Here is a 1,038-nt window from a genome sequence, read left to right as displayed (position 1 = left end):
GCTGCGCTTGTATCGTTTGCTTATAACGTTGGTACTGGTGCTCTGCTCGAATCTACGTTATGGAAACGTATACAGGCCGGTGAATCAGCAAAGGCTGTAGCCGATGAATTTCTCAAATGGAACAAAGTAACCGTTAACGGTACAAAGGTGGTCATTACAGGCCTTACAAATCGCCGTCAGGATGAACGTGCTTTGTTCCTCGTTTAAAAAACAATTATGGCATATAAAAGAAAAAACAATCAGGCAACGCAGTATATGCGTTGGGGTATTATTGGAATTGTTGTGATCGCGGTTATCGCTTTCGGCAAGTCCTTGTTAAATAAGTTTTCCAGTGGGTTTGCTTTTCTGTCTGCAAAAAAGGATCAAGAAAAGGTTAATGCAGATCTCAATCAGCAATCAAGTACAGCCATCCGTACAAGTTTTGTGGTGGGTGCAGTAAAATCGCTCAAAGATATGTTTGATGCATGGTCAACATCGGAGAGTGAAGTGGTCAACGTGCTTAATTCTTTGCGCAACGCTGAAGAGGTGCAATATGCATCAACTTATTATCAGAATGCGTACGGATCATCCCTTAAAAATGATGTCCTCAAAGAATTGGACAGCTGGGGTAATCCCATGGGCTGGTTTTCCAAAAGTCACTGGTCGTCCTTAAACAAATACGTTCAAGATAATCTCGTATAATATGGCATTCTTTGAAGATTTAACGAAAACGGTAAGCAACGTAACAGCTAACCCACTTGCGGCCGCTACGGGCCTTATTGGTGGCTTATTTAAGCGTGATACATTGTCCGATTGGAAAGGATGGCCACCAGCACAGGCGAGAGCGTGGGTTACTGATTATCCGGCGGATGAAGATAAAGCCCGTACAGCTTCTAATCTCTACGGTTATGTTAGCAACAAGGGGTTTGATACGCTTGTTAATCAGGACGGGTATGATTCTTACGGCACTTTCAGGCGTAAAGTAACGTACAAGGAAATTGCTGCAAAGATCCGCGCAGGCGGCATGTCTGCTGAAGCCGATGCTGTAGAAAAGCAAGA

At 43.7% G+C, this 1,038-nt stretch carries 3 protein-coding genes; all 3 read left to right on the top strand.

The annotated features are described in order from the left end of the window. Positions 1-207 (top strand): glycoside hydrolase family protein (locus B5D42_RS17805; RefSeq protein ID WP_139367237.1); only part of this gene is annotated, 207 nt, incomplete at its 5' end. Between the two features lie 9 nt (positions 208-216). Next, the gene (locus B5D42_RS17800; RefSeq protein ID WP_078832899.1) at positions 217-681 is read left to right on the top strand and encodes a hypothetical protein; all 465 of its coding nucleotides are present in this window, start codon (positions 217-219) and stop codon (positions 679-681) included. Between the two features lies 1 nt (position 682). Further along, positions 683-1,038 (top strand): hypothetical protein (locus tag B5D42_RS17795; RefSeq protein ID WP_139367236.1); only part of this gene is annotated, 356 nt, incomplete at its 3' end.

Source organism: Sediminibacterium ginsengisoli, from assembly GCF_900167075.1.
Classification (GTDB): domain Bacteria; phylum Bacteroidota; class Bacteroidia; order Chitinophagales; family Chitinophagaceae; genus Sediminibacterium; species Sediminibacterium ginsengisoli.
The sequence above is the reverse complement of the archived record's forward strand: the minus strand, read 5'-3'. Positions and strand labels throughout refer to the sequence as shown.

Excerpts from the sequence above, each read along its gene's own strand:
- B5D42_RS17800 (WP_078832899.1), top strand. The coding sequence starts at position 217 with ATGGCATATAAAAGAAAAAACAATCAGGCAACGCAGTATATGCGTTGG.